This is a genomic window from Actinophytocola sp. NPDC049390, assembly GCF_044466355.1.
Lineage (GTDB): Bacteria > Actinomycetota > Actinomycetes > Mycobacteriales > Pseudonocardiaceae > Actinophytocola.
In genome coordinates this window covers 665,385-687,291 of sequence record NZ_JBITMQ010000001.1, presented here as the reverse complement: position 1 = coordinate 687,291, position 21,907 = coordinate 665,385, and the positions used below count along the sequence as shown (strand labels likewise).

At 71.0% G+C, this 21,907-nt stretch carries 20 protein-coding genes; 7 read left to right on the top strand and 13 right to left on the bottom strand.

The genetic code is table 11. The features are described 5' to 3' along the window. Positions 1-78: 78 nt before the first annotated feature. The gene (locus ACIBVP_RS03115) at positions 79-2,481 is read left to right on the top strand and encodes a CDP-alcohol phosphatidyltransferase family protein (protein WP_396104286.1); all 2,403 of its coding nucleotides are present in this window, start codon (positions 79-81) and stop codon (positions 2,479-2,481) included. After that, the gene (locus ACIBVP_RS03110) at positions 2,478-3,182 is read left to right on the top strand and encodes a creatininase family protein (RefSeq protein ID WP_396104285.1); all 705 of its coding nucleotides are present in this window, start codon (positions 2,478-2,480) and stop codon (positions 3,180-3,182) included. The genes ACIBVP_RS03115 and ACIBVP_RS03110 overlap by 4 nt, the downstream gene beginning before the upstream one ends. A 40-nt stretch (positions 3,183-3,222) precedes the next feature. Here ACIBVP_RS03110 and ACIBVP_RS03105 read toward each other — a convergent pair whose 3' ends face one another. Next, on the bottom strand, positions 3,223-3,618 hold the full coding sequence (locus ACIBVP_RS03105) for a RidA family protein (RefSeq protein ID WP_396104919.1): 396 nt from the start codon (positions 3,616-3,618) through the stop codon (positions 3,223-3,225). Positions 3,619-3,707: 89 nt separating this feature from the next. On the opposite strand from ACIBVP_RS03105, the gene ACIBVP_RS03100 reads away from it, so the two are divergent. Next, positions 3,708-4,661: a helix-turn-helix transcriptional regulator gene (locus ACIBVP_RS03100; RefSeq protein WP_396104284.1), complete on the top strand. Its 954-nt coding sequence runs from the start codon at positions 3,708-3,710 to the stop codon at positions 4,659-4,661. Positions 4,662-4,754: 93 nt separating this feature from the next. On the opposite strand, the gene ribA is transcribed toward ACIBVP_RS03100, so the two are convergent. From ribA to ACIBVP_RS03065, 7 genes are all read right to left on the bottom strand, one after another. Further along, positions 4,755-5,363, bottom strand: coding sequence for a GTP cyclohydrolase II (gene ribA / locus ACIBVP_RS03095; protein WP_396104283.1), 609 nt, complete (start codon positions 5,361-5,363; stop codon positions 4,755-4,757). After that, complete coding sequence (locus tag ACIBVP_RS03090) at positions 5,360-6,325, bottom strand: lysylphosphatidylglycerol synthase transmembrane domain-containing protein (RefSeq protein ID WP_396104282.1); 966 nt, start codon at positions 6,323-6,325, stop codon at positions 5,360-5,362. The genes ribA and ACIBVP_RS03090 overlap by 4 nt, the downstream gene beginning before the upstream one ends. Then, positions 6,322-7,341 (bottom strand): glycosyltransferase family 4 protein, encoded by a 1,020-nt coding sequence (locus ACIBVP_RS03085; protein WP_396104281.1) that lies wholly within the window; start codon positions 7,339-7,341, stop codon positions 6,322-6,324. Before ACIBVP_RS03085 ends, ACIBVP_RS03090 begins: the two co-directional genes overlap by 4 nt. Continuing rightward, the gene (locus ACIBVP_RS03080; RefSeq protein WP_396104280.1) at positions 7,338-7,736 is read right to left on the bottom strand and encodes a 6-pyruvoyl trahydropterin synthase family protein; all 399 of its coding nucleotides are present in this window, start codon (positions 7,734-7,736) and stop codon (positions 7,338-7,340) included. The genes ACIBVP_RS03085 and ACIBVP_RS03080 overlap by 4 nt, the downstream gene beginning before the upstream one ends. Positions 7,737-7,757: 21 nt before the next feature. Beyond that, positions 7,758-8,723, bottom strand: coding sequence for a zinc-binding alcohol dehydrogenase (locus tag ACIBVP_RS03075; RefSeq protein ID WP_396104279.1), 966 nt, complete (start codon positions 8,721-8,723; stop codon positions 7,758-7,760). After that, positions 8,668-9,660, bottom strand: coding sequence for a hypothetical protein (locus tag ACIBVP_RS03070; protein WP_396104278.1), 993 nt, complete (start codon positions 9,658-9,660; stop codon positions 8,668-8,670). Before ACIBVP_RS03070 ends, ACIBVP_RS03075 begins: the two co-directional genes overlap by 56 nt. A gap of 136 nt (positions 9,661-9,796) precedes the next feature. Further along, positions 9,797-9,952 carry a hypothetical protein gene (locus tag ACIBVP_RS03065; RefSeq protein WP_396104277.1) on the bottom strand — a complete coding sequence of 52 codons (156 nt, stop codon included), beginning with the start codon at positions 9,950-9,952 and terminating at the stop codon, positions 9,797-9,799. 17 nt (positions 9,953-9,969) lie between these two features. Between ACIBVP_RS03065 and ACIBVP_RS03060 the strand changes: the two genes are divergently transcribed. Further along, positions 9,970-10,587 (top strand): hypothetical protein, encoded by a 618-nt coding sequence (locus ACIBVP_RS03060; RefSeq protein ID WP_396104276.1) that lies wholly within the window; start codon positions 9,970-9,972, stop codon positions 10,585-10,587. Positions 10,588-10,735: 148 nt separating this feature from the next. Here the strand turns inward: ACIBVP_RS03060 and ACIBVP_RS03055 are convergent, their stop codons facing one another. The 3 genes from ACIBVP_RS03055 to ACIBVP_RS03045 all read right to left on the bottom strand — a co-directional run bounded on the left by ACIBVP_RS03055 (position 10,736) and on the right by ACIBVP_RS03045 (position 14,061). Further along, positions 10,736-11,380, bottom strand: coding sequence for a lytic polysaccharide monooxygenase (locus ACIBVP_RS03055; protein WP_396104275.1), 645 nt, complete (start codon positions 11,378-11,380; stop codon positions 10,736-10,738). 23 nt (positions 11,381-11,403) lie between these two features. Then, positions 11,404-12,777 carry a glycoside hydrolase family 6 protein gene (locus tag ACIBVP_RS03050; protein ID WP_396104274.1) on the bottom strand — a complete coding sequence of 458 codons (1,374 nt, stop codon included), beginning with the start codon at positions 12,775-12,777 and terminating at the stop codon, positions 11,404-11,406. 333 nt (positions 12,778-13,110) lie between these two features. Further along, a complete protein-coding gene (locus ACIBVP_RS03045; protein ID WP_396104273.1) occupies positions 13,111-14,061 on the bottom strand; it encodes a glycoside hydrolase family 6 protein in 951 nt (316 codons plus the stop codon). A gap of 200 nt (positions 14,062-14,261) precedes the next feature. Here ACIBVP_RS03045 and ACIBVP_RS03040 point away from each other — a divergent pair, with 200 nt between their 5' ends. Beyond that, on the top strand, positions 14,262-15,242 hold the full coding sequence (locus ACIBVP_RS03040) for a LacI family DNA-binding transcriptional regulator (RefSeq protein ID WP_396104272.1): 981 nt from the start codon (positions 14,262-14,264) through the stop codon (positions 15,240-15,242). Positions 15,243-15,317: 75 nt separating this feature from the next. On the opposite strand, the gene ACIBVP_RS03035 is transcribed toward ACIBVP_RS03040, so the two are convergent. Next, on the bottom strand, positions 15,318-17,900 hold the full coding sequence (locus ACIBVP_RS03035) for a glycoside hydrolase family 9 protein (RefSeq protein WP_396104271.1): 2,583 nt from the start codon (positions 17,898-17,900) through the stop codon (positions 15,318-15,320). 216 nt (positions 17,901-18,116) lie between these two features. Between ACIBVP_RS03035 and ACIBVP_RS03030 the strand changes: the two genes are divergently transcribed. Further along, positions 18,117-19,151 carry a lytic polysaccharide monooxygenase gene (locus tag ACIBVP_RS03030; RefSeq protein ID WP_396104270.1) on the top strand — a complete coding sequence of 345 codons (1,035 nt, stop codon included), beginning with the start codon at positions 18,117-18,119 and terminating at the stop codon, positions 19,149-19,151. A 27-nt stretch (positions 19,152-19,178) separates the two neighbouring features. Here ACIBVP_RS03030 and ACIBVP_RS03025 read toward each other — a convergent pair whose 3' ends face one another. After that, positions 19,179-19,718 carry a hypothetical protein gene (locus ACIBVP_RS03025; RefSeq protein ID WP_396104269.1) on the bottom strand — a complete coding sequence of 180 codons (540 nt, stop codon included), beginning with the start codon at positions 19,716-19,718 and terminating at the stop codon, positions 19,179-19,181. 133 nt (positions 19,719-19,851) lie between these two features. Here ACIBVP_RS03025 and ACIBVP_RS03020 point away from each other — a divergent pair, with 133 nt between their 5' ends. Beyond that, positions 19,852-21,798, top strand: coding sequence for a glycoside hydrolase family 9 protein (locus ACIBVP_RS03020; RefSeq protein ID WP_396104268.1), 1,947 nt, complete (start codon positions 19,852-19,854; stop codon positions 21,796-21,798). Positions 21,799-21,907: the final 109 nt, after the last annotated feature.

Genomic DNA, 21,907 nt, shown 5'->3' with positions numbered 1-21,907 from the left:
TCGGTTCAGAAAGATCAGGTCAGAACCGTCCAGGGGTGCCATGCGTATTCACAGACGACCAGATCTTGGGAGGAACCCGTGGCAGCACCGACCGCACCCACGCTCGACAGCCCGCGCACGCCCGCGACCAGCGGGTCCGTGCCGAGGCCGGTGCGGCGGCCGCTGCCCCCGCACGTGCCGCTCGCCGTCGCCTTCTGCGCGCTGGTGGGGGTGCTCGCCGCCCTGACCGAGATCACCGGGCTGTGGCCGCCGGGCTGGCTCGCGGCGATCACGTTCGCGCTGGCGGGCTGGGCGGTGCTTACCGACGCGCTGATCCGGTACGGGGTGCGCCGGTTCGGGCCCGCCGACTACGTCACGCTCACCAGGTCCGTGCTGGTCGGCGCGGTGGTCGCGATGACGGCCGACACGAGCCACCCGCGTGGCTCGGTCTGGCCGCTGGTCGTCGTCGCGTCGGTCGCGCTCGCCATGGACGCGGTCGACGGGCAGGTCGCGCGGCGCACCGGGACCGCGTCGGAGTTCGGCGCGCGGTTCGACATGGAGGTCGACGCGTTCCTCATCCTGGTGCTGAGCGCGTTCGTCGCCACCGACCTCGGCTGGTGGGTGCTCGCGATCGGCGCCATGCGGTACGTGTTCGTCGCCGCGGCCCGGATCTGGCTGTGGCTGGGGGCGCCGCTGCCGGTACGCATGAGCAGCAAGGCCGTCGCCGCCGCGCAGGGCATCGTGCTGACCCTCGCCACCGTGCTCCCCCACACCGCCGCGCTCGTGCTCGTGGCGGCCGCGCTCGCCGCGCTGACCTGGTCGTTCGCGCACGACGTCCGCTGGCTTTACCAGCGCCGCGACGCCGCGCCGACCGAAGCGCCGACCGCGCTCACCGAGCCGGACACCGGTGAACCGCCGCGGCGCAGGCGGGTGCTGACCCCGCTCGCGTGCCTGCTCGTGCTGGTCGCGCTGCTCGCGCCGAGCAGGCTCGCCGACGTGTCGCTCGCGGTGTTCGCCCGCATCCCCGTCGAGGGTCTGGTGCTCGCGGCGCTCGTCCTGGTGCTGCCGACCCGGACACGGCGGGTCGCGGCCGTGCTCGCCGGGATCGGGCTCGGCGTGCTCACGATCATGAAGCTGTTCGACATGGGCTTCCAGGAGACCCTCGCCCGCCAGTTCCACCCCGTCTACGACTGGGCGTTCTTCGGACCGGCCGTCGGCTTCCTGAACGACTCCGTCGGCTGGTTCGGCGCGGCGGGCGCGGTCGTCGTGGCCGTCCTGCTGGCGGCCGGGCTGATCGTGGGCATGACGCTCGCGGTGCTGCGGCTGACGACGCTCGCGGTGGGCAGGCGCTCGGTCGCGACGCGCTGGGTGGCCGTGGCCGGCGTGATCTGGGTGGCCCTCGCGGTGCTCGGCAACCCGGTCGCGACGAAGGCCGCGTCCAACGAGGTGTTCGACGACCTGCGCCAGGTCCGCGCCGACCTGCTCGACCCCGGCGCGTTCGAGGCGCGGATCGCCGACGACCCCTTCCGGTACACGTCGGGTGCGAACCTGCTGACCGGGTTGCGCGGCAAGGACGTACTGCTCACGTTCGTCGAGAGCTACGGGCGGATCGCCGTGGAGGACCCCGCGATCGCGCCCGGGGTCGACGCGGTGCTCGACCGGGGCACCGACCAGTTGCGCGCGGCCGGTTTCGAGGCGCGCAGCGCGTTCATGACGTCGTCGACGTTCGGTGGCGGCAGCTGGCTCGCGCACGCCACCCTGCAGTCCGGGCTGTGGGTCGACTCGCAGCCGCGCTACGACACGCTCGTGACGAGCCCGCGGCTCACGCTCAGCGGTGCGTTCGACCGGGCGGGCTGGCGGACGGTCGGGGTGTCCCCGTCGATCGTCGCCGACTGGCCGGAGGCGGAGTTCTTCGGCTACGAGCAGGCCTACGTCCGGGACAACGTCGGCTACCGGGGGCCCAACTTCTCCTACGCCAAGATGCCCGACCAGTACACGATGGCCGCGCTCCAACGCAACGAGCTGGCGGCGACGGACCGCGAGCCGGTGATGGCGGAGATCGACCTGGTGTCGAGCCACATCCCGTGGACCCACCTGCCCCGCATGATCGACTGGGACGACGTGGGCGACGGCTCGATCTACGACCCCATGCCCGCGCAGGGCAGGACGAAGGCCGAGGTGTGGGCGGACACCGGGAAGGTGCGCGCCGCGTTCGGCGACTCCATCGAGTACTCGCTGCACACCGTGATCTCGTTCCTGACCACGTACGGCACCGACGACACCGTGCTCGTCTTCCTCGGCGACCACCAGCCGAGCCCCGTGGTGTCCGGCGAGAACGCGTCGCACGACGTGCCGGTCACCATCGTCGCGAAGGACCCCGCCGTGCTCGACGCCGTGGCAGGCTGGGGCTGGGAGCCGGGCCTCAACCCGAGCCCACACGCGCCGCTGTGGCGGATGGACCAGTTCCGCGACCGCTTCCTGACCACGTTCGGAGCCCGATGACCCCGCTGCTGCCGACCCACACCTCCGCCGACGCACGCGGCCACACCGTCGCCGTGCTCCCGGTGGGCAGCTTCGAACAACACGGCGCGTTCCTGCCGCTGGCGACCGACACGGTGATCGCGATGACGATCGCGTCGTCGGTCGCGTCGGCGTACCCGGTGCTGTTGTTGCCGCCGGTGACGATCTCCTGCTCGCACGAGCACGCGGCCTGGCCCGGCACGGTGAGCATCTCGGCGACCACGTTGTACGCGATCGTGCGGGACGTCGCGGAGTCGTTGCGGCACAACGGGATTTCGAAGCTGGCACTGGTCAACGGGCACGGCGGCAACTACGTGCTCGGCAACGTCGTGCAGGAGGCGAGCGCGCGGGGCGAGCGGATGGCGTTGTTCCCCACGGAGGTCGACTGGCTCGCGGCCCGCGCGGCGGGTGGCGTCTCGACCGGGCCGGACACGGACATGCACGCGGGCGAGCTGGAGACGTCGCTGCTGCTGCACGCCCATCCGTCTCTCGTCCCCGCCGACTACGCGGAGCACGACGAACGCGCCGACGACCGCAACCGGATGCTCACATTCGGGCTGGGGCCGTACACGGAGTCCGGTGTGGTCGGTCACCCGTCACTGGCGACCGCGGAGAAGGGGAAGGCCGCGCTGGCCAACCTCGTCGACGCGTTCGCGGACGTGCTGTCCGCACTGGACCGTTAGCTGCTCGTGCCGGTCGGTCCGGCACGAGCAGCGGCTCGCGTCAGGCGACGGCTGTACCCTCGAGTTCCACCAACTGGCCGGGGATCGCCAGACGGGTCACCCCGAGCATCGTCGTCGCCGGTGCCACGCCCGCGGCGCCCAACCGGGCCGCCAGCACGCCGTAGTGCGGGAACAGCAGGTCGACGTCGGTGGTGTACACGTTGAGCCGGACGAGGTTCACCAGTGACATGCCCGCCTCGGCGAGCACGGCCTCCAGGTTGTCGAGGCTCAGCGCCAACTGGGCCGCCATGTCACCGTCGTGCTGGGGCTTGCCGTCGCCGTCCATCGCGGTCTGCCCGGAGCAGTACAGCGTGCGGGTGTGCCCGGAGACGACCTCCCCCTGGTTGAACCCCATTTCCACCGACCACGTCACCGGGTTGACCGCGGTTCGTTCCACTGGCACTTGAGCTCCATTCGTTTGTGTGGACAGCAGCCTCGCAACGAATCACGACATCCTGTGTCATGTATTCGGGTAGGGTTTCCGGCATGCGCGCCGACCGGTTGGTCTCGCTTGTGCTGCTGTTGCGCAGGCACGGTCGGCTGTCGGCGGCCGCGCTCGCCCGCGAGCTGGAGGTGTCCACCCGCACCGTGCTGCGTGACATCGAGGCGCTGTCGTCGGCGGGCGTCCCGGTCTACGCCGAACGCGGCAGGCACGGCGGGTTCGCGTTGCTGCCCGGGTTCCGGACCGAGCTCACCGGGCTGAACCACGACGAGGCCCTCGCCCTGCTGACCACCGGCTCGGGGCGGGTCTTCGGGCTCGGTTCGGCTCTGGCGTCGGCGATGCGCAAGGTCGTCGACGCGCTGCCCGAGACCCACCGGACCGCCGCGAGCGACGCGGCGCAGCGTTTTCTGGTCGAGCCGGAGACCGATCTGCTCTCCCGCCGTGCGGCCGTCGAGGACCTACCCGCGCCGACGATGGTGGAGATCCGGCGGGCGGTGCTCGCCGGGCACAAGCTGCGCATCCACTACGCGGCGGCCGGGCAGTCCCCGGAGTGGCGCACGGTCGACCCGATCGGGCTGGTCACCGTGCGGGAGCGGGGTTATCTGCTGGCGACTCGCTCCGGTGCCGAACGGACCTACCGGCTGTCGCGGGTGGTGGGCGCCGAGGAGCTTTCCGAGCCTGCGGAGCGGCCGGAGCGGGTCGACCTTGACCGGGTCTGGCGGGAGCGTTGTGCGCGGTTCCTGTCCGACGGGCACATCGCGGTGCTGGTGCGGGTTCGTGCCGCTCGGCGGGAGGAGTTGCTTCGCTCCGCGGTGGCGGTTCGCGCGGCTGAGCCCGACGGCGACTGGGTGCGGGTGGAGGTGACCTTTCAGGATTTGTGGCACGCCGAGTGGGCGTTGTGGCAGTTGGGTACGGACGCTGAGGCTTTGTCTCCCCGGTCTTTGCGCACCTCCTTGCACGACCGCGCTGCGGCGATTGCGGCTCGTTACTCGTCTTGAGGTTCGGCTTGGGTTTGGGCGCCGTGTGTGCTGAAGGGGTCCTTCGGTGCGTTCAGCGGGATGAAGGACCCCTTCGTCACGTGGAGCGGAAACCTAGGCCAGGTGTGGCAGCAGATGGTCCAGGCGCTCGCGTTTGGTGCGCAGGTACGGCAGGTTGTCGTCGTTCGGGGCGACCAGGATCGGTACCCGTTCCTTCACGACGATCCCGTTGCGGCGCAGCGAGTCCAGCTTCTCCGGGTTGTTCGACAGCAGCCGCACCTCCGACACCCCGAGGTCGCGCAGGATCTCGGCCGCCACGTCGTAGTCGCGGGCGTCGACCGGCAGGCCGAGCGCCAGGTTCGCCTCGACCGTGTCCAGGCCGTCCTCCTGCAGGCGCATCGCCGCCAGCTTCGCCAGCAGGCCGATGCCGCGGCCCTCGTGGCCACGCAGGTACACCACGACCCCGGCGCCCTCGGCGGCGACCGCGCGCATCGCGGCGGCGAACTGGTCGCCGCAGTCGCAGCGGGTCGACGCGAACACGTCGCCGGTCAGGCACTCGGAGTGCAGACGGGTCAGCGGCACCGTGCCCGCGACCTCGCCGTACACGAGCGCCACCTGCTCGTGCCCGAGCGCGTCCAGGTAGCCGACCGCGCGGAACTGTCCGTACGCCGTCGGCAGCCGGGTCTCCGTGACCCGCTCCACCAAGCTCGCCAGGTTCGTCATGCCACCCTCTCCCGTCTGCGGACGAGCATCAGCGCGCCCGGCAGGCTAGCCACCAGCCCCAGCAACCCGTAGGCCACCGCCGCCGTCAATCCCTGCGCGGCCCCCAGCCCGGCGGCGGCGAACATCAGCGCCGTCACACCCTCCCTCGGGCCCCACCCGCCGACGTTCACCGGCAGTCCCATCGCCAGCAACGCCACGATCACGATCGGCAGCAGCTGTTCCGGCGACTGCGTGGCGCCCGCCGCCTTCATCGCGATCAGGAACAACGTGACGTGCCCGGCCAGCGCCAGCGCCGACAACAACGCGATCCCCGGCCACGCGTCCCGCGCCAGCAGGCCGCTGCGGATGTCGTCGACCGTCCGGCGCCACCGCGACCCGGCCCCGATCCACCGCCGCGCGGCGAGGTAGGCGACCACCAGGACCGCCACCCCGGCCACGACCACCACGCCGACCGCACGGGCGGGCCCCGCCAGCAACACGACGACCCCCGCGGCGATCACCACGGCCTGCCCGGCCATCCGTTCCAGGACGACGGCCCGCACACCGGCGCCGACGTCGCCTTCCTCCTTGCCGTGCTCGACCGCGCGCTGGACGTCGCCCAGCACCCCCGCGGGCAGCACCGCGTTCAGGAACAGCGCCCGGTAGTAGTCCGTCACCGCCCGGCCCAGCGGCAACCGCAACCCCAGCCGCCGCGCGACCAGGCACCACCGCCACGCGCACAACACCGTCGTGGCGAGACCGATGACCAGCGCGGCGAGCAGGTCGGCGACGCCGATCACCCGCAGCCCGGCGACGAAACCGCCGGTGCCGAGCTTCCACACCAGCGCGACGACGATCCCGACGCCCACGGCGAGCTTGAGCCACGCCCACAGCTTCCCCCCGCCACGGCGGTTCGGCACGCCGCCGCACACCTCGTCGGCGCGCGCTGCCCGTTCCGGGAGCGCGACCGCGGCCGCTGTCACCGAAGCACCCCCGCGAGCCGCGTGGCCGCGGTGGGCCAGTCCTCCACCTCGCGCGCCCGCGCCGCGGCACGCAGCCGGTCCCGCAGCTCGGCGTCGGTGAGCCAGCCGCGCAACGCCCGCGTCAGCGCGGCGACGTCGTCCGGCGGGACCAGCAGCCCGGCCCCCGGCCCGAGCGTGTGCGGGAGCGCGTCGACGTTCGTCGTCAGCACCGGGATGCCGCGCACCAGTGCTTCGGTGACCACCATGCCGAACGTCTCGCGCCGCGACGGCAGCACCAGGAGGTCGGTCTTGGCGAACGTGGTCTCGAGGTCGGCGTCCGACAGCGGACCGGTGAGGATCATCTTGCCCGCGATGCCCAGCCGGTCGACGAGTGCCTGCACACGCCGCGCGTGGCCCGGGTCGCGGCGCACGGAACCGACGCACACGCACGTCCACGGCAGGTCCGCGACGTTCGCCAGTGCCTGCGCCAGCACGTCGTGCCCCTTGCGCTGGGTCACCGACGCCAGGCACAGCAGCCGGTCGCCCGACTCGGTGCCGGGCGACGTCGGGGCCGGGTCCGTGCCGGGTGGGGCGGTCCGCACCCGCTTCGGGTCGAGCCCGTGGTGGGCGATCGCGCGGCGGGCGGCCCACTCGCTGGTGGCGACGACCGTGTTCGCGGCGCGCAGCACCTCGCGTTCGCGGCGGTCGAGCCCCGCGGCCCGCTCCGGCGGCACCCCGGTCTCGTCGGCGAGCTGCAGGTGCAGGAGCACGACCAGCCGCAGCCTGCGGGTGTGCGGCACCACGACCTCCGGCACCCCGCACGCCACCAGCCCGTCTATCAGTGCGACCGACCCGTCGGGGATCTGGCCGAGCCGGTCCGCGAGCGCGACCCGCGCCTTGGTGGACGGGGTCGGCCAGCGGCCGGCCACGGTCACCTTCTCCAGGCCCAGCAGATCGCACATGCGCCGGTCGTAGGTGTTGCCACCGCTCGCGACCGTCACGTCGTCGATGTCACCAGGCACCACGAAGGGCGTCACAACGACCGCCGGTAGCTCGCCCAGGCCACATGGGACTCACGCAGCGTCACCGATATCTCGGACAGCCCGCGTGCGCCGTCGCCGAGCGATCCGTTGTGGACACGGTCGGCCAGCCGGTCCGCGATCACCTTCGCGAGGAACTCGGTCGAGGTGTTCACGCCCTCGAACTCCTCGACCTCGTCGAGGTTGCGGTAGTTCAGATCCCCGAGCACCGCACCGAGTTGCGCGGTGGCGAGTCCGATGTCGACCACGATGTTGTCCGCGTCCAGTTCGGCGCGGGAGAAGGTGGCGTCCACGACGAAGGTCGCGCCGTGCAGCTTCTGGGCAGGCCCGAACACCTCCCCGATGAAGCTGTGCGCCACCATGATGTGGTCACGGACGGTGAGGCTGAACAACCTGCGCCTCCTACGCTCGACTCAGTCGCTGTCGTAGGTAACACGCAGGCAGGCCGAAGACGGTTCACCACTGATCAACGCGGGCAGCGCGGCGGGTAGCTCGTCGAAGCGGCACTCCGCCGTGACCAGCGCGTCGAAGCCCGGATCCGCGAGCAGTTCGAGTGCCGTGGCCAGGCGTTCCGCGTGGCTGCGCGGCCGGTTCGGCGACACGGCCCCGACCTGGCTGGCGCGGATCGTGAGGCGCCGCGAGTGGAACCACTCCCCCAGCGGCACGGCCACCCGCCGGTCCCCGTACCAGCTCAGTTCGACGCACACGCCTTCCGGACGCAGCAACTCCAGCGCCCTGCCCAGCCCGGCATCGGACGCACTGGCGTGCACGACGAGGTCGCAGCCGTCGAGCGCGTCGCCGGGCAACGCGAAGTCCACCCCGATGGCCTCGGCGATCTTCGCTCGCGACGGGTCGACGTCGACCAGCTGCACCCGCACCGCGGGCAGGCGTCCCAGGATCGCGGCGACGGACGACCCCACCATGCCGGCGCCGACGACCGCGATCCGGTCCCCGACCTGGGGCGCGGCGTCCCACACGGCGTTGAGCGCGGTCTCGACGGTGCCCGCGAGCACCGCACGCGCGGCGGGCACCGCGTCGGGCACGACGGTCACCGCCGCCGACGGCACGACGTAACGGGTCTGGTGGGGATACAGGCAGAACACGGTCCGGCCGACGAGCTCCGGCGGTCCACTCTCGACGACGCCCACATTCAGGTAGCCGTACTTCACGGGGGCGGGGAAATCGCCCTCCTGGAACGGCGCGCGCATCACGTCGTGCTGGCTCGCGGGCACCCGGCCGCGGAACACGAGCGCCTCGGTGCCCCTGCTGACCGCGGAGTAGACGGTCCGCACGAGCACGTCACCGTCGCCCGGCGCCGGCAGCTCAACTGGCCTGATCTCGCCTCGGCCTGGCTCGCGCAGCCAGAACGCCCGCTCCATCGTCGCCCCTCCCGGCTCTCGCCACGTCCCAGCGGACACCGTATGCCATGCCGGGGGCCAGGTCGGTGAACGACGCCTGCACCTCCGCCGCCGCGTCGGCGTAGACGGTGACGCCGCCCGTGGCGGAGCCGAGGTCGCGGGGCTGGACGTGCTCGAACGTGATGATCCGCGCCGGGACGCGGCGGCGGTCGAAGCGGACGCGCAGGTCGAGCGTGGCGCACGGGTGCTCGAGCACGCGCACGAACCAGGGCCGGGTGTGCTGGTCGCGGCCGAGCTTGGCGCGCAGCGCGAGGTCGTGGGACTGCCCGTGCTGCAACGGTTCCGGCAGGCGCAGCGAGTAGCCGGGCCGCCGGTCCGTGCGGGGCACGAGCGTGCCGCCGTGGAACAGGTCCACGGCGATCGCCGCACCCGGCACCGTGATGTCCACTTCGGACAGATCGTCGACGTCGGCGACGATGCGGCGCTGTTCCAGCACCTCAGGGCGATCCCGGTCGAGGGCGAGCGTCACGCGCAGTTCCTCGTTGTGCCACCGGGTGGCGCCGTGCGGGACGGCACCCGGCCTCGGCGCGAACGCGGCCGCCACCTGGGCGAGGTGGTGGATGCCGTCGTCGATCCTCCTGCGCGCCGTGCGCGGGTCGCGGTTGAGCTTCTGGGCGGCGAGGTTCACCCGGTCCTGGTAGAGCGGGAGGCGGGCGTCCGGGGCGATCGCGAACGCGGCCATCACCGCCAGCCGCAGGTCCGGCGGGAGCTTCTTCGCCCAGCTGCCGAGCCGCTCCCCCACCTTGTTCCGGATCTCGGCGGGGCCGTCGGAATCGGTGACGTCGCAGACGGTCCGCAACGTCGTGCCGACTCTCTCGTCGATACGGCTGACGAACAGGCCGCGGCCCTTGCGCAACAGCTTGAGATCGCTGATCAGGTCCGTCAGGACGGCTGTCATCCGGGCTCTCCTCCCATACCTCACCTCGTCCAGTCGCGTGGCGACGGCACAATGTTTCCCGCGCGACATGGATGAGAAGTGGATGGAAACCGCACGCCCGGATGGCACGAATTCACCGGCGAACGCGGTGGACCGGTCAGTTCTTGGCCGATTCGGCGACGCGGGCGTGGAGGCGGGCGCGGATCTCGTCGGGGGTGTACGCACGGCGTTTGCGCTCAGCACGCGCGACCGCCACCCCGGTCGCGGCGACTCCGGCGAGCCCCGCGAGTCCGACGATCTTCCACCAGCGCACGGGCCTAGGCTACCGGTGTGGCACTGGCACTGGACGAGGCCGTCGAACTCACCCGTACGGGTGATGTGTGGCTGTTCCGCGGCAGCACCGCCGCGGACCGCACGATCCGGTTGACCACGAACAGCCCGGTCAACCACGTCGGCATGGCGATCGTGATCGAGGACCTGCCGCCGCTGATGTGGCACGCCGAGCTGGGCAAGTCCCTGCGCGACCTGTGGACCGGCGCCCACCACCGCGGCGTGCAACTGCACGACCTGCGCGCGGCTGTGGTCCAGTGGACGACCCGCTACCGGCAGCTGGCGTGGCTGCGCCAGCTCGACCCGGCCGCGGACACCGCGATGGAGGACGCCGCCCTGCGAGCCGTGGCCCGGCTCGACGGCACGCCGTTCCCCTCGACCGCCCGGTTGTTCTCGCGTTGGCTGATCGGCCGCGCGCCGATCCCGCGCACCCCGGCGTCGGACGCGAAGCTGGAGACCGCGTACTGCGCGGAGGTCGTCGCGCTCACCTACCAGGAGATGGAGCTGCTGCCGACGAGGCGCCGAGCGAACTGGTTCGACCCGGGCCGTTTCTGGAGCGGCGACGACCTCGAACTGGAGGGCGGCGCACGCCTCGGCGCGGAGATCGCCGTCCGGTAGTTTCACGGTGGCAGGGCGGATTCACCGGGACGGTGAAGGTCACCGCGGGCAGCGCGGCCGTCAGTTTCGGGAACTCGGCCGTGTGCGCACCGCTGATGCTGGTGGCCACCTTTCCGCCACTTGGGCGGGAAGGTGGCCGTTTTGTGGGTCAGCTGGTGAAGTTGACGTCACTGCAGAAGTAGTACGACTGGTCCAGGTGGCTTGCCTGCCAGATCGTGTACACGATGTGGCGGCCGGTGCGGTCGCCCGCGTTCACCGGGATCACCGTGTTGCTCTGTGGTGGTGTTCTGCCCACCTCGGTGACCAGTTCCAGGTCCGACCACCGCAGCGGTTGTGTCAGTGGGTCGAAGCCCTGTCTGGTGATGTAGACCCGGTAGTAGTCGGCTCCGTGTAGTGCCTGGTCGTAGACGTTGACCGTGAAGTCTCTCGGCTTGTTCGCCGCCTTCCAGTCGCCGACGGTGTCCATCGCGGCGTATCTGCCGTTCTGGGTGCGGCCCGCGGAGCACAGCTGTCCGTCGGGGATGACGGCCTGGTGGTTGCCCGCCACGTTCTCGCGGTACAGGCCGTTCCAGTTCCACATGGCGTTCGTGTCGGCCTGCCATGCCTGCCAGCACATCGGGTCCTCGGTCGCCATGGCGGGGTTCTGGAAGTCGCTGCCCCAGCGCTGCCAGCAACCGTAGTTGCGTGACGGCGGGTCGGTCGCGTTGCCGTGGCCGGACGCGGGCAGCGCACCCGTGACCAGCAGCGCGGCCGCCGCGGCCAGCACGGTTGCCGCTCGGGCTCGGATGGACATCCTCTCTCTCCTTTCCTGGCCGGTCACAGCGGTGGGTACGCGTTGCGCAGCAGCTCCTGGAACTGGGCGGAGAACCAGTGCCCCGACAGCGGGGCGTCCGGCAGCGAACCGGGCGGGTTGTTGCCGTTCAGCGGGTTGCCCTCGTACGTGGGGTCGCACATCCGGTCGAAGCCCTTGCCCTCGTCGTTCGGGATCTCGCGGCTCGCGCCGTCCGACTCGCCCGGCGGCTTCATCCACACGAACGCGTCGATGCCCGACGCCGGTGCCGCCGCCGGTCGTTCGCCGAGGCCCGCGCCGGACTGGTTGCACCAGTTGCCCTTGTGGATGCGGCGGTCGATCCGGCCACCGTTGACGTACTCGTCCACCGACGTCAGCGGGCCCGGGCCGGTCGGGCGTGTGCTGCCGCCCCAGCCGTTGCGCGAGGTGTCGATGAGCATGCCGACGCCCGAGTCGAACCCGGCCTGCACGAGCCGCTGCCGGAACGCCTGCGCGAAGGACAGCTCGTCGACGTACCGGTTCCAGTCGACCCACCTGGACTGGCGCACCGACGTGCCGTTCACCGTGTCGTCGATGGTGTAGTGCGGCTCGCGGGTCGGCGAGTAGTTCGCCGTGTTGGTGATGAACCCGTGCACGTTGGCGGTCGTGCTGCCCTCGGCCCGCGCGGCCTGGGCGAACAGCTCGGCCGACGCACCGAAGTTGTCGTCCCAGCCGATCCAGCCGTGGTGCGCGGCGTCGAGGTAGTTGTAGACGTTCTCGATCGCGCCGAACTTGGCGAGCGCGTAGCCGATGCCCTTGACGTAGTTGCCGTTCTGCTTCATCACGTCGCACGCGGGCACCGCGGTCGGCCTGCCGGAGGTGTTGGTGACCAGGTTCGGCAGCGAGTCGATCTCGACGACCGTGACGATCCGCAGGTTCGCGTACGCCGGGTCGGCGAGGATCGCCGCGATCGGGTCGATGAACTCCGCCTTGTACCTCGGCAGCTCCTCGGGGCCCAGCTCACCGTTGGACGCCAGCGCGGAGCAGTCGCGGCCCGGCAGGTTGTAGACGACGAGCTGGATCACCGTCGGCTGGCCGCCGGACTGGGACACGGCCTCGTCCAGGTGGTCACGCAGGCCCATGCCGCCGTTCACGCCGTTGATCGCCGCGATCCGGTCGAGCCACACACCGGTCGGCTGGTTCGCGACGCGGCTGCCGCCCGGCTCGGCGGCGGCCTTGGCGGACCACTCGGGGTTCACGTACACCTTGGCCCCCGCGTACGGGTTGTCCACGCGCGGGGCGGGTGCCGCGGCGGCGGTGGCCGTGCCGGTGAACAGCGACACCGAAGCGAACGCGACGGCGACCGCCATGCCACGTATCAGCCCCTTTCGCGGGGCGCCTCGTACCGAGGCAGAACGCATGATGACTCCTTTGTCGTGAGATATTCGGGGAGTATTTGGGAACGCTCCCAGCGATCGACTGTAACGATCCCGTCGGCAATCGCGAAGTCCGTTGGACCCGTCCGTGGCGCGACGATAGGACGGAACGTGATTCCGTTGTCTGGTAAGACCTTTTCCCATTGCTCCGTTCAGGAGGCGTTCAGTGGTCGATGCGCACGGTCCGAGCGTGTCCGGCGCCACTGCCGCCGTTCGCCCGGCGACGTTAGACCATTGGTGCGAACTTCGTGAATCGTTGCCGAACGAGAATATCGGCGAGCACCACGGAGGTGCCCGCCGATATTCTCGCCGCGTATTTCAGGAAGTGGCCAGCTCGTACGCGCGCTGCGGTACGAACTGCCCGGCGGGTGCGATGCAGCCGTCGGCCTCGCCCGGCAGCTTCACCCACAGGAACGCGTCGATCTGGCCGTCGCCGGTGTTGGTGGTGCTCGGCGTACCGATGCGGCGACCGGGCGGGTCGCACCACTCGCTGCCCGCGGGCCCGTTGCCGTTGCGGCTGGTGTCGACGACCGCGCGCAGCCTGCTGTCGCCGAGGTTGCCGAGCACCGCCTTGGCGAAGGCCACCTCGTCGGCCGTGGTGCGGTAGTTCGACACGTTGGTGGAGATGCCGTCCGCGCTCGCGAAGATGTCCGCGGCCCGCAGGCGCGCGGCGGCCTCGCCCGGTGACAGCCACGCGGAGTGGCCGATGTCGAAGTACACCCTGGCCTGCGCCGACCCCGCCTTGAGCCGCTTGCCGGCGTACGCCATCGACGCGCGGGTCTCCGCCTGCTGGTTCGCGTCCTGGCAGTTGGTCATCAACGGCAGGACGTCGGGTTCGAGCACGATGTACGCCGGCCGCCCCGCGAGCCCGGCGGCCACCTGGTCCACCCACGCCCGGTAGGCGCTGTGGGACGGCGCGCCGCCCGAGCTCGCGCCACCGCAGTCCCGGTTGGGGATGTTGTAGACGACCATGATCGGGATCCGGTCGGCCGCGGCCGCCGCGCCGACGAACGCGTCGACCTCACCGCGGACCGTGCTCGTGTTGGTCGTGGTGAACCAGCGCGCCTGCGGCACGTTCGCGATGCGGTCGCGGATGACCGCGGCCCGGCCGTCGTTCGGGTTGGCGGCGACCCAGCGGGCCGCGTTGGTCTGCGGGTCGACGTAGAACCCGGTGGGCGCGGCCTGCGCCGGGTCCGGGTTCGCGGGGACCAGCGCCAGCGCGGCGAACGCCACCACCGCCGTTTTGAGTATGTACTGCCTGAACACCATCCATACCTCCGGAGAAATCCGTGTGGAACTGGATGGGAGCGTTCCCAAATGTGCCCGCTGCCTGAGTGTGCACGGTTCGCCACGCGCAGTCAAGGAACCGCGGCGTGGGAAGGCTCCCAGTATCATGGCGGAATGCGGGAGTGTGCGGGGTGAGCGAAGGACGACGGTCACGGGCGAGCGGGCGCCCGACTCTGGAACAGGTGGCGATAGAGGCGAACGTGTCGCGCGGGACGGCGTCCCGCGTGGTGAACGGCTCACTCGAGGTGAGCCCGTGGGCGCTCAAGGCGGTACAGGACGCGATCCGCAAGCTCGGGTACGTGCCCAACCAGGCGGCGCGCAGCCTGGTGACCCGGCGGTCGGACACGGTGCTGCTGGTGGTGTCGGAGTCCGAGGACCGAGTGTTCGGCGAACCGTTCTTCGTCAACCTCGTGCGCGGCCTGAGCCAGGAGCTGTCGTCCACGCCGCTGCAGCTCAACCTGATGATGGCCAACACGGCACGTCAGCACGGCAAGGTCGAGCAGCAGGTGCGCAACGGCCACGTCGACGGCGTCATCCTCATCTCGCTGCACGGTGACGACCCGCTCCCCCGCAACATCATCGCGGCGGGCGCCCCGGTGGCGCTGAACGGCAGGCCGATGTCCGACATCGGCGCGGTCCCGTACGTGGACGCGGACAACGAGTCGGGCGCGCGGACCGCCGTCGAGTACCTGTACCGCCAGGGCCGTCGCCGCATCGCGACGATCACCGGCCCGCAGGACATGGCCGCCGGTATCGACCGCCTCGCCGGCTACCGGGCGGCGCTGCGTGGCAAGCGTGGCGTGACCCGCCTGGTCGCGGCGGGCGACTTCGGCCAGGCCAGCGGCGAGTCGGCGACCAGGGAGCTGCTGGCGAAGGACCCGGAGCTGGACGCGGTGTTCGCCGCGAGCGACCTGATGGCGGCGGGCGCGTTGAAGGCCCTCCGCGCGGCTGGTCGTCGTGTGCCGGACGACGTCGCGGTGATCGGCTTCGACGACTCGGATCTGGCCCGCAACACCGATCCCATGCTCACCAGCGTGAGCCAGCCGATCCCGCAGATGGGCCGCGAGCTGGCGAAGCTGCTGATCACCCAGTTGCGGGACCCGGACGCGAAGCTGAGCCCCGTGATCCTGCCGACCGAACTGGTGTGCCGCGAGTCCGCGTGAACAGCTCGTCGCGGTGGGACCGCGGCCGGTTCACCAGGCCCACCCTGCCTGGTGAACCGGCCGCACCCACCTTGGCTAGCTCGTCGTGCACCGCTCCCCGTTGACCGTGAACGCGGTCGGCGCGACGTGCGCACCGGACTTGCTCGCGTTGAAGCCGACCGTCACCGACGCGCCCGGGGCCACGCGCTTGTTCCACTCGACGGCGTCGGCCCGCATCGCCCGCTCGGTCTGCGCCCACGTGGCGCTCCACCCGTACTGGAGCCGTTCGTCGCCGGAGAAGCCGAACTCCAGCCGCCAGCCGTCCCACGCCGTGGTGCCGGTGTTCGTGATCGTCAGCTGGGCGGTCAGCCCGGTCTGCCACGTCGACGCCGCATAACCGACCTCGCAACCGCCCGCCGACACCGGGGGCACGGTGTGCTCGGCCGTCCAGTTCGACAGCCACGCGAGCGCCGAGTTCCAGTTGACCGTCACCTCGTTCAGCGAGTACGCCTCGATGTGGTCGACCCAGCACCGCTGCGCCGGGCAACCCTGCAGCATCCGCTGCGCCACCGGGTCCTGCAGTGCGCTGTTCGGTCCGCCGGACAGGGCGCCGGGCGGCGCGATCGGCAGCGACGGGTCCAGCTGGTTCGCCCAGTGCCGGTGGTGCACGTTGCGCACCGGCTGGTCACCCCAGCCGGACACGTACGAGTAGTTCACCGGGTTGCGGCCCAGCAGGTAGTCCATCGTGGCGAACGCGCCGTCGCGGTACTTCGGGGTGCTGGTCAGGTCGTAGGCGAGGCCCAGCACCATGCCGTTGTTGGCGACGAGGCCGTTCGACCCCCACTCGTACCCGCCGTCCGCAGTCCGGTACGGCGCGGGGTGCCCCATGCCCGCCATGTTCGCCAGGTGTGCGTCCGCTGTGGACAGGACCGCCGCGCGGATCCCGTCCGTCGGCAGGTCGCCTGGGGTCAGCAGGAGCGACACGTCACCCAGAGGACCCGTCGAGCCCCAGTCGAACCCGCGCACGCTGAAGCTCTCGCCGCCGAACAACGGCGACCCCTCGACGTCCGTGCGGTACCGGCCGGTCGTCACGTACAGCTCGGCCGCCGCCCAGTAGAACTCGTCGGTCACCGTCGGGTCGCTGTAGGCGCCGCCGCCGGTGCCGTCGTTCGGGTCGGCGATCCGGTTCGGGTTCGCCTTCGCCGCCGCGTACGCCTTCTCCGCCGCGGCGAGCGCGCGGGCCGAGAACTCCGCGTCGTACGGCGCCCACAGGCGCGACGCCTGCGCCGCCACGGCCGCCAGGTTCAGCGTCGCGGCGGTGCTCGGTGCGGACAGCCGCCGGGGTTGTGCGTCCTCGTGCGGCAGCGTCGGCAGCCCGGTCCACTGCTCGTCGTGGATCTTGTGGTGGGCCATGCCCGCGAGCGGCTGCCCGTCGGGGACCTGCATGCTCAGCAGGAACTCGACCTCCCAGCGCGCCTCGTCCAGCACGTCCGGCACGCCGTTGGCCCGCTCGGGGATCGCGAGGGTGCCGTCGCCGAGCGCCTCCTCGTCGCCGACCAGCGCCGCGCGCTCGTAGCTGTTCTGCAGCTGCCACGCGGAGATGCCGCCGTTCACCACGTACTTGCCGTGGTCGCCCGCGTCGTACCAGCCGCCGCGGACGTCGAGCGTGTAGCCGCAGTTCAGGTCGGCGCGGCACGGCACGTCGTCGTCACCGCGGTTGGGCGCCACGTTCACGTGACCGGCGGGCCGCGCGTACTCCGTGCCCACGTACTGGGCTTCGATCGGGGTGCCGCTGCGCTGGTGGTAGAAGAACGCGAGCGAGTCGTACCGCAGGTCGGTCATCGCGGTGGCGGAGATGTCGAACGGGTGGCTCACCTCGTCGCCGACCGCCAGCGTGTAGCCGGTGCCCTGCCGGTCGAACGAGGAGAAGTCGATCGCGTGGACGTTCTCGCCCGACGCCGCGTCCCGGCCGAGCGGGGTGGTCTGGCCGGTGGCGACGGACGTGCCCGCGCTGTCGCGCAGCGTCCACGGGAGCGGGGTCGTCGCGTCGGTCGCGAGGCTCGCCTTCTTCGGCAGGCCAGGCACGTAGGCGACCTGGTTGACCCGCAGCGGTGCGGCCGGTTCCAGTCCTCCCGGCGGCAGCACGCCGCCGACCAGCGACACGTTGTCGACGCAGACCGTGTTGTCGAACGACTGGCCGCCGAACCAGAACGCGAACTGTCCGTTGCCTGCCGCCGGGAAGTCCAGTGTGGAGTCGAAGGTGAACGTGAAGGTCTGCGTGACCGGCGTGACGGTGACGTCGGTGCGCGCGATCTGCCGGTACGGCTCGACCGCCTCGCCGGCCACCGCGGAGATCGGCTGCTCGACGGTGGACCTGGCGTCGAACGTCAGCGTGTACGACTGACCTGCCTCGTAGGGCACGCCGTTCTGGCCGGACAGCGCGTCGTAGCCGTTGGCCGTGCCGCCGGTGACGTCGACGCAGTACTCGCCGCCCGTCACCGAACCACGTGTGTTCGCGCCCGTCCACCACGGATCGGCGCTTCCGGAGGAGAAGTCGCCGTTCACGAGCCGCTCGTACTCGGCTGCTTCCGACGCCGCTGAGGGCGCTCCCGGTGCAACCGCGACGACCGCGCCGATGACAGCAGGCAGCAGTAAGCGCCGCCATTTCTTGATCACCACGTCGTGATCCTTTCGGAGTCCGATTCTTTGGGAGCGCTCCCACAATCTAACGCGACACCTCGCGACACGGAAGACCGTCACTCAGAATGACCTCCCACGGGAACTTTCTCACTCGTTTGGCCCCGTTCGCCCGATGCGGCGGCCGCGCTATGGTGCCGGGACTGGGAGCGCTCCCAGTGCTGTCAGAAAGAAGGCACCATGACACGGAGAAAGGCAATGAGGGCGGTCCTGGTCGTCGTCACCATGATGGTGGCCGGCCTGCTGACCGTGACGCTGAACCCACAACCGGCCGCCGCACACGGCGCGATGATGAAGCCCGGGAGCAGGACGTTCCTGTGCTGGAAGGACGGCCGGACCGAGCAGGGCAACATCGTGCCGAAGAACTCGGCGTGCGCGGCGGCGGTGGCACAGAGCGGGGACAACTCGCTCTACAACTGGTTCTCCGTGCTCCGTTCCGACGGGGCGGGCCGCACGGAGGGTTTCATCCCGGACGGTCAGCTCTGCTCGGGCGGCAACCCGAGCTTCGCGGGCTACGACCGCGCGGGGAACTGGCCGCAGACCCACCTCACGGCGGGCGCGAGCTTCGGCTTCTCGTACAACGCGTGGGCCGCACACCCCGGCTGGTTCTACCTGTACGTCACCAAGGACGGGTACGACCCGAGCCGGCCACTGCGGTGGGACGACCTGGAGGACCAGCCGTTCCTGACCGTGGACCACCCGCCGGTCACCGGCCAGGTGGGCTCGGAGAACGGGCAGTACCAGTGGACCGGCGACTTCCCCACGGGCAAGTCGGGGAAGCACGTCATCTACTCGGTGTGGAAGCGGTCCGACAGTTCGGAGACCTTCTACGGCTGCTCGGACGTCGTGTTCGACGGCGGCAACGGTGAGGTCACCGGTGTCGGCGAGGTGGACGACCCGCCGGACTCCGGCGAGCCGCCGAACGGCGCGTGCACGGCGTCGTGGGCGACCACCGGCTCCTGGAACGGCGGCTACCAGGCCGAGGTCACCGTGCGGAACCCGGGCACGACCACGCTGAACGGCTGGCGGGTCGGCTGGGCGGTGTCGAACGGGACCACGATCACCAGCGTCTGGAACGGTTCGCTCACCACGGACAGCCTCGGCAGCCAGGCCACGGTGAGCAACGCGGGCTGGAACGGGTCGATCCCCGCGGGCGGTTCGCAGTCGTTCGGCCTGACCGCCAACACGTCGGGCACTACGACGGCACCGACCCTCGCCTGTTCGAGCCCGTAGCCTACCGGCCCCATTGGAGCGGCGGCTTCAGTGGTGCCCGTGCTCCGGGTTCGCGAACACACAACCCTCGACGTCCGCGGGCACCTGGTGCACGCGGGGGTCGGTCGTTTCGCACCGGAAGTAGTACAGCCCCAGCTTGGCGGTGCCGAGAAAACCCTGCGACACGGCGAACCCGTTGCCGAAGGCGAACGCCGGCCCGTCGGCGATCTCGCCCGCGCTCATCGCGTCGCGCCACGATTCCTGAAATTTTCGCTGCTCATCGCCACTGAACAAGACAAGTCCGACCACCGGGAATTCCGGTGAGACGCGACAGGTCGCCCATTCCGAGACGTGCGGTGAGATGCGCGCGGCGATGTCCGGCCCGACGAAGTCGGTCAGCTCTCCAATGGCACGTGCCCTGACCTGCGCGCATTCCCCTGCCGTGTCTTCCATCCAGTCGACCAGCTCGTCCATTGTGGTCAGCCGCGCGCCCAGCGCCTCGGCGCCCCTGGCGGCCGTCGGCGTGGGCGCGGAACAGGCCGCGAGCACGCTCGTGGAGATCAACAATGCGGTGGCGAGACGCCTCATACCTTTCTGCTCTACTCCGAAATCGCATCCGCCACAAGCTTTCCCACCGACGGCGGATTCCACTCTTCCCAAATGAGCGGATCGAGCGTTACCCTTCTGGGAGCGCTCCCAGCCCTCAGCGAGGAGGCACTCAGTGCGCACCCCTGCACCCCTGCTCACTGCGCTCGCCGTGCTGGCCGGCCTGCTCGCGGCACCCGCGACCGCGCAGGCCGCGCCCGCGTTCAACTACGGCGAGGCGCTGCAGAAGTCGATCTGGTTCTACGACGCGCAACGCTCCGGCGACCTCGGGGCGGACAACCGCGTCAACTGGCGCGGCGACTCGGCGCTCACCGACGGCGCCGACGTCGGCATCGACCTGTCCGGCGGCTTCTACGACGCCGGTGACCACGTGAAGTTCGGCCTCCCGTTCAGCGCGAGCATGACCATGCTGGCGTGGGGCGCGCTGGAGGAACCCGCGGCGTTCCAGCGGTCCGGCCAGCTCGCGCCGCTGAAGGCGAACCTGCGCTGGGGCATGGACTGGCTCATCAAGGCGCACCCGCAACCGCAGGTGCTGTACGGGCAGGTGGGCAACGGCAACGCCGACCACCAGTGGTGGGGCCCGGCCGAGGTGATGCCGATGGCCCGCCCGTCGTACAAGATCGACGCCGGCTGCCCCGGCTCCGACCTCGCGGGTGAGTCCGCCGCCGCGATGGCCGCCGCCTCGATGGTGTTCGCCGACGACCCCGCGTACGCGGACACCCTGCTCACGCACGCCAAGCAGCTCTACACGTTCGCCGACCAGCGACGCGGGCGCTACAGCGACTGCATCACCGACGCCGCGAACTTCTACCGCTCGTGGAGCGGGTACGCCGACGAGCTGGTGTGGGGCGCGATCTGGCTCTACCGCGCCACCGGCGACCCGGCCTACCTCGCGAAGGCCGAGGCGGAGTACCCGAACCTGTCCAACGAGCAGCAGACGAACACGAAGTCCTACCGGTGGACGATCGCGTGGGACGACAAGGCCTACGGCGCCTACGTGCTCCTGGCCGAGCTGACCGGCCAGGAACAGTACTTCGCGGACGCCAACCGCTGGCTCGACTACTGGACCACCGGCTACAACGGTCAGCGCATCCGCTACTCCCCCGGCGGTCTCGCGCACCTCGACACGTGGGGCTCGCTGCGGTACGCGGCCAACACCGCGTTCGCCGCGCTGGTGCACAGCGAGAACGTCACCGATCCCGAACGCAGGGCCCGCTACCACGACTTCGGCGTCCGGCAGATCAACTACACGCTCGGCCAGAACCCGCGCAACGCCAGCTACATGGTCGGGTTCGGGCAGAACCCGCCGCGCAACCCGCACCACCGCACCGCGCACGGCAGCTGGACCGACAACATCCAGGAACCGGCGCAGAGCCGCCACGTGCTGTACGGCGCGCTGGTCGGTGGCCCGAGCGCGAGCGACAGCTACACCGACAGCCGACAGGACTACGTCGCCAACGAGGTCGCGCTCGACTACAACGCCGCCTACACCGGCGCGCTCGCCAAGCTGTACGACGAGTACGGCGGCACCCCGCTCGCGAACTTCCCGGTCGCCGAGACCCCGGACGGCCCGGAGATCTACGTCCAGGGCGCGGCGACGCAGCAGAGTTCGACGTTCACCGAGGTGAAGCTGTACGTGGTGAACACGTCGGCGTGGCCAGCCCGCGCGGTGTCCGGCGGGAAGGTCCGCTACTACTTCACCCTCGACGGCACCACGACCCCCGCGCAGCTGACCGTCACCACGAACTACAACCAGTGCGGGCCCGCGTCGACGCCCAGGCAGCACGCCGGGACCGTGTACTACGTCGAGGTCGCGTGTCCCGACGCGATCATCCCGGGCGGGCAGTCCCGCTACCGCAAGGAGATCCAGGTCCGCGTCACCAGCAGCGGCACCTGGGACCCCAGCAACGACTGGTCCTACTCGGGCCTGCCATCCGGTGGCGCCCAGCCGGCGATCACCGACCGGATCGTTCTCACCAACGCGGCCGGCGCCGTCCTGTGGGGCAGGGCCCCCGACGGCGCTCAACGTGAGTCAGCGCAGGGTGGTCCCTCCGCGCGCTGACCGGCCTGGCGGGGGGGGGGGGGGTGGGGACCCCCCGGCCCCCCCCCCCACCCGCGAAGGGGGGGGGGGGGCGGTGTTGGGGGGGCCCGGGCCCGTTGCCGTGAGCGGG

Excerpts from the sequence above, each read along its gene's own strand:
- ACIBVP_RS03050 (WP_396104274.1), bottom strand. The coding sequence starts at position 12,777 with ATGCGTTCTGCCTCGGTACGAGGCGCCCCGCGAAAGGGGCTGATACGT.
- ACIBVP_RS03045 (WP_396104273.1), bottom strand. The coding sequence starts at position 14,061 with ATGGTGTTCAGGCAGTACATACTCAAAACGGCGGTGGTGGCGTTCGCC.
- ACIBVP_RS03030 (WP_396104270.1), top strand. The coding sequence starts at position 18,117 with ATGAGGGCGGTCCTGGTCGTCGTCACCATGATGGTGGCCGGCCTGCTG.
- ribA (WP_396104283.1), bottom strand. The coding sequence starts at position 5,363 with ATGACGAACCTGGCGAGCTTGGTGGAGCGGGTCACGGAGACCCGGCTG.
- ACIBVP_RS03070 (WP_396104278.1), bottom strand. The coding sequence starts at position 9,660 with ATGACAGCCGTCCTGACGGACCTGATCAGCGATCTCAAGCTGTTGCGC.
- ACIBVP_RS03100 (WP_396104284.1), top strand. The coding sequence starts at position 3,708 with ATGCGCGCCGACCGGTTGGTCTCGCTTGTGCTGCTGTTGCGCAGGCAC.
- ACIBVP_RS03110 (WP_396104285.1), top strand. The coding sequence starts at position 2,478 with ATGACCCCGCTGCTGCCGACCCACACCTCCGCCGACGCACGCGGCCAC.
- ACIBVP_RS03055 (WP_396104275.1), bottom strand. The coding sequence starts at position 11,380 with ATGTCCATCCGAGCCCGAGCGGCAACCGTGCTGGCCGCGGCGGCCGCG.
- ACIBVP_RS03025 (WP_396104269.1), bottom strand. The coding sequence starts at position 19,718 with ATGAGGCGTCTCGCCACCGCATTGTTGATCTCCACGAGCGTGCTCGCG.
- ACIBVP_RS03075 (WP_396104279.1), bottom strand. The coding sequence starts at position 8,723 with ATGGAGCGGGCGTTCTGGCTGCGCGAGCCAGGCCGAGGCGAGATCAGG.